Genomic DNA, 4,297 nt, shown 5'->3' with positions numbered 1-4,297 from the left:
ATTTTGCGAGCTCAAGCACAGGCGAGCCAGTCAAGTAATGCCATACAGTTGTCTTTATATTATGGTATAGGGCGTTATGTGTCTATCAATTTACAGCAAGCACATTGGGGCGCAAAAGCTCTTGATACTATTAGTGAGAGATTGCAGCGTGAATTGCCAGGATTAAGAGGCTTTTCTTCAGGCAACTTGAAGAAAATGCGCATCTTCTATGAGGAATGGCAATGCCTTTCAATTGGTTCGCCATTGGCGAACCAATTACAACAGCTTGAAAATAAGATAGAAGAAGGTGTTGAAATAGGAGAAAAGACACTCCTTTGTATTAACAGACCTATAGAGTCAGCAGACTTACGTATAGAGGATTTTGTGGGCATTAGTTTCACTCATCATATGGAAATTTTGCATAAAACTACCACTTTAGATGAGCGCATCTACTATATACATCAAGTGAACCTGTATCATTGGAACAAGTACGTATTACGGAAATACTTATCAGATGACCTATATCACCATCAAGGCAATATGCCTAACAATTTTCCGAAAGCGATACCAGACATTAAGCAATCAATGAAAACAATATCAATGTTTAAGGATGAATATTTGCTTGATTTCATCAATACTGAAAATTTGGGACTGGAGATAGAGGATATTGACGAACGTGTAGTTGAGCAAGAAATTGTAAGAAACATGCGCGATTTCATTCTTCAATTCGGAAAGGATTTTATCTTTATGGGTAACCAGTATCGTGTCGTACTTGAAGGAGAAGAAATGTTCATAGATCTTTTGTTCTTTAGTCGAGAACTTGCAGCAATGGTAGCCGTGGAACTAAAATACGGTAAGTTCAAGCCTTCATATTTGGGACAACTATGTACATATCTACAAGCGTTAGACCTTACTGTAAAAAAGCCACACGAAAATCCTTCTATTGGCATTGTGTTATGCAAAGAAATGAACAAGGCCTTTGTTGACATTGTTGTAAGGAACTACGACAGCCCAATGGGAGTAGCGACATATAAAACCAAACAGGATATGCCTGAAGAATTACAGAAGGCTTTACCTGATTTGGATAAGATGAAAGATTTATTTTGCAAATCGTTGTAAATGTGTATTAACATTTTATAAAATACGTATTAAGGAGTAAGGCTATAATGTTCTTACTCCTTTTTTCATTTGTACAACGAGTGAAGCGATTAATAAAACTACAATCACAGCAATAAAACTATTAATTTTACGTTCTTTTCAAAGAAAGGGGTTGTGCAATAGTGACTTAAAGGCTAAAAGCACTACCTTTGCATACAATAATAAGTAACAACACGTTTAAGGTCACAATATTGTGACCTTAAAAATAAAGATAGAAATATGGTGGATAATATAGAACATCAAGATAAAGGAGAACTGGTCACAAATTGTGACCGGTTCAATAGTTTGAAGCACTCAACAGTTCGTTCATATGCTTTCACGGAGCAGGGAGTGGCTATGCTCTCCACTATTCTCAGAAGTGAAACCGCAATTCGTGTAAGCATACGAATTATGGATGCATTTGTTGCAATGAGACGTTTCATGGTGACAAATGCAGAAGTTTTCCAACGTCTTTCAACAATGGAGTACCATCAACTGGAAATGCAACAACATCAGCAAGAAACAGACAAACGCATTGACGAGGTATTTCGCAGATTGGACGAGGGTAATGCAAAGCCGAAACAAGGTGTGTTCTACAATGGTCAAATTTATGACGCCTATACTTTCGTATCCGGCTTGATTAAGAGTGCAAAGAAACGTATTGTCCTTATCGACAACTATGTTGACGAGACTGTACTGACATTGGTTGAAAGAAAATCCCATACATTCCGCTCGATTTAAGAAAAAATAATATAACTTTGAATCAAATTTCCCATCTAAATGAAGATATCATCCATATTAAAACAGAAGCGGACATGGAGCATCATGCTTTTCTATGTTCTGGCGGTATTAATAAGAGTCGTCTCAACCCGCTTTGAGACCATAGACCCATCCCACGTCAAATTGTGGGATTTCGTAGGTGGCTTGAGTCCACTCATAGGCGCGATTGTAGTTATCTTGGCGCTTCGAAGAAAAATGAAGACATCTCTTTTTGGTACATCGGTCACCAAGAGCATCCTCACATTGGCGGTGCCTTTTGTTCTGTTTGGCATTGTTGATTACAAGGAGATTGGACTCTGTTTGTGGTTATTGTTTGTATATCTGCTCTATGCCTTCTTTGAAGAGGTGGGCTGGCGTGGATACCTTTATAGCGAACTAATTGGCTGCAAAATCATTCACCGACTGCTGCTCACCACTTTGCTTTGGTTCTTTTGGCATTGCAGAGCATGGCAAATAGGGGATGTGGGCTTCTTTGCCTTGTTGTTCCTTGCTTCTTTTGGTCTTGACAAGCTTATCCGTGATACGCATTCTCTTATACTGGTGGCCTGCTTCCATGGTCTGTTCAATTTTTATTTCAAATGCCTCTCCGACCCAAGCCATTGGTCGTCAATCGTTTGTCTCGTCATCACCATCATGCTGTGGCTCTACATTTGGTATGGGCCAAAAGTCAAGATTTGCTGGAGATAATGTAATGCTTGGGACAAAAATACAAAAAGAAAGGAATACTTTATGATTACAAGAATCATATATCATATGCGCAAGGAGATAAATGCTTCTGGAGTTATATAGTTAGGAGCTGTTGGATATGAAGTTTTTCATGATAGTAACGTAAAATCTTCAAATGTCCTTGATGCAGCTATGGGAGCGATAAGTTTTGTCCCAGGTTGGGGATGATTTGCGCAAAATTAGAAACAATGACAGAACTATTGAGTATATTATACAAGCTGCGGATATTCACTTTGGATGAACTTTCTGAGGCTCTGAAAGGCAAGGTGAAATCGGTGGAAGCGTTGCTTGCTCGGTACAAGCAACAAGGGTGGATTGTGGCTATACGGCGCAATACCTATTGCATGAAGGATATTGCATCTGGTTTACCTGTTTGCAACAAGTAGCAGAAATCATCGAATTTCTGGATGAACCATAAAAAATCACCCTGGAAGGGAATGCATACAACAACACTATGCATATTCCTTCCAGGGTGAATTTATTATAGGAATTCCTTGATTTAAAATGCCACACGATTTCTTGTAAACTTATCAAGAAAAGTTCGAACCATGCCTTTATTATCGCTCCTATCTAAATCTTCTTCATAAGCAGATTGCAAAGAAAGCCAAAAAGAAGCAGGAATGCCCAAAATACGTTCTAAAGAAGAAGCTATCTCAGGACTTAAACATAACGTTCCATTCAAAAGTTTATCTAATTCAAACTCTTCAAGCCCTATTTTATGAGCAAAGTCAGAAATTGGAAGACTGCGAGCTTCCAATTCTTCCTTCAAAATACAACCAGGACTAACCGGCTGGAAAGGACGCGGATTAATATTATTTCTTGTTTCCATAATGCGAATCGTCTAATTTCAATAATTTTATAGTTATACCTCCTTCGTGCTCTGTGAAAATCAAACGTTCTATATGCCCATTTGCTATTCTCACAGAACAACACCCAGAATATTGATATTTTAACTTTTCAAACTTTAAAAAACTGAATTGATTGAGTAAAGAAACATGAGGAGCTTGATCTAAAATTCTATAGACCTTTAGCAACCCACCCATCAAGACTTTATTCTTTGCTATTTTCTTATATTTCTTATTTTGTCCCGTTTCTATCAGTTCCTTTAAGTCTTCATCTTCATATTCAATTTTCATTGTTTATAATTTTTTCCGCAAAAATACGCTAAATACCTGATACAACAAAGACTTTTTTCGATTTTAACATAAAAAATACCACTTTTTTCAACCTTTTTTTCCCGAATCCCTGCAAATCGCACAAATCGCATAGTTGGGGGTTCGGGAATGTTGTATCTTTGTATCGTCAATCAGAGAGGTTGATGCAGCAACGGTCTCGGCGGAGACACAGACTGCTTTTACTAAAACTAAATTTTTAAAAGTATGATTCTCATCAAATTAGCGAAGAACAAGAACAAGACTATCAAGGAAGCGTATGGCAAATATTATGCGCGACCAGTAGTGACAGAAACCATCGGCATCGATGAACTCGCCGAACACATGTCGAGCCACAACACCCCGTTCTCGAAGGGTGCCATCAAGGGTCTTCTCACCGACATGGTGAGCTGTGTGAAGGAGCTCGTACTCCAGAACAAGGCTGTGAAGATAGACGACCTTGCCATCTTCTCCATCGGCATCATCAACAAGATGGGAGCCGCCAGCATCAAGGAGTGGAGCCT

General features: G+C 38.6%; 6 protein-coding genes and 1 pseudogene. 5 read left to right on the top strand and 2 right to left on the bottom strand.

The features are described 5' to 3' along the window. The 4 genes from KSW37_RS15155 to KSW37_RS15140 all read left to right on the top strand — a co-directional run. Positions 1-1,098: PDDEXK nuclease domain-containing protein (locus KSW37_RS15155; RefSeq protein ID WP_217315262.1), on the top strand; the 1,098-nt coding region annotated here is incomplete at its 5' end. Between the two features lie 258 nt (positions 1,099-1,356). Next, complete coding sequence (locus KSW37_RS15150) at positions 1,357-1,857, top strand: ORF6N domain-containing protein (RefSeq protein ID WP_217315260.1); 501 nt, start codon at positions 1,357-1,359, stop codon at positions 1,855-1,857. Between the two features lie 234 nt (positions 1,858-2,091). Next, positions 2,092-2,583: a CPBP family glutamic-type intramembrane protease gene (locus KSW37_RS15145; protein ID WP_050796344.1), complete on the top strand. Its 492-nt coding sequence runs from the start codon at positions 2,092-2,094 to the stop codon at positions 2,581-2,583. 227 nt (positions 2,584-2,810) lie between these two features. Beyond that, entirely contained in the window at positions 2,811-3,008 is a 198-nt protein-coding gene (locus tag KSW37_RS15140; protein ID WP_217315258.1) for a hypothetical protein, read from the top strand. 113 nt (positions 3,009-3,121) lie between these two features. Here KSW37_RS15140 and KSW37_RS15135 read toward each other — a convergent pair whose 3' ends face one another. Together KSW37_RS15135 and KSW37_RS15130 are read right to left on the bottom strand one after the other, a co-directional pair. Next, the gene (locus KSW37_RS15135; RefSeq protein ID WP_217315256.1) at positions 3,122-3,451 is read right to left on the bottom strand and encodes a helix-turn-helix transcriptional regulator; all 330 of its coding nucleotides are present in this window, start codon (positions 3,449-3,451) and stop codon (positions 3,122-3,124) included. Beyond that, positions 3,435-3,758, bottom strand: coding sequence for a hypothetical protein (locus KSW37_RS15130; protein WP_022120263.1), 324 nt, complete (start codon positions 3,756-3,758; stop codon positions 3,435-3,437). Before KSW37_RS15130 ends, KSW37_RS15135 begins: the two co-directional genes overlap by 17 nt. A 243-nt stretch (positions 3,759-4,001) precedes the next feature. Between KSW37_RS15130 and KSW37_RS15125 the strand changes: the two are divergent. Beyond that, a pseudogene (locus KSW37_RS15125) lies at positions 4,002-4,297 on the top strand (DNA-binding protein); the annotation flags it as partial.

It is taken from the genome of Segatella copri (assembly GCF_019127135.1).
In the GTDB taxonomy this organism is placed as follows: domain Bacteria; phylum Bacteroidota; class Bacteroidia; order Bacteroidales; family Bacteroidaceae; genus Prevotella.
The sequence above is the reverse complement of the archived record's forward strand: the minus strand, read 5'-3'. Positions and strand labels throughout refer to the sequence as shown.

Coding starts and splice junctions, on each gene's coding strand:
- KSW37_RS15150 (WP_217315260.1), top strand. CDS start 1,357: ATGGTGGATAATATAGAACATCAAGATAAAGGAGAACTGGTCACAAAT.
- KSW37_RS15130 (WP_022120263.1), bottom strand. CDS start 3,758: ATGAAAATTGAATATGAAGATGAAGACTTAAAGGAACTGATAGAAACG.
- KSW37_RS15140 (WP_217315258.1), top strand. CDS start 2,811: ATGACAGAACTATTGAGTATATTATACAAGCTGCGGATATTCACTTTG.
- KSW37_RS15145 (WP_050796344.1), top strand. CDS start 2,092: ATGAAGACATCTCTTTTTGGTACATCGGTCACCAAGAGCATCCTCACA.
- KSW37_RS15135 (WP_217315256.1), bottom strand. CDS start 3,451: ATGGAAACAAGAAATAATATTAATCCGCGTCCTTTCCAGCCGGTTAGT.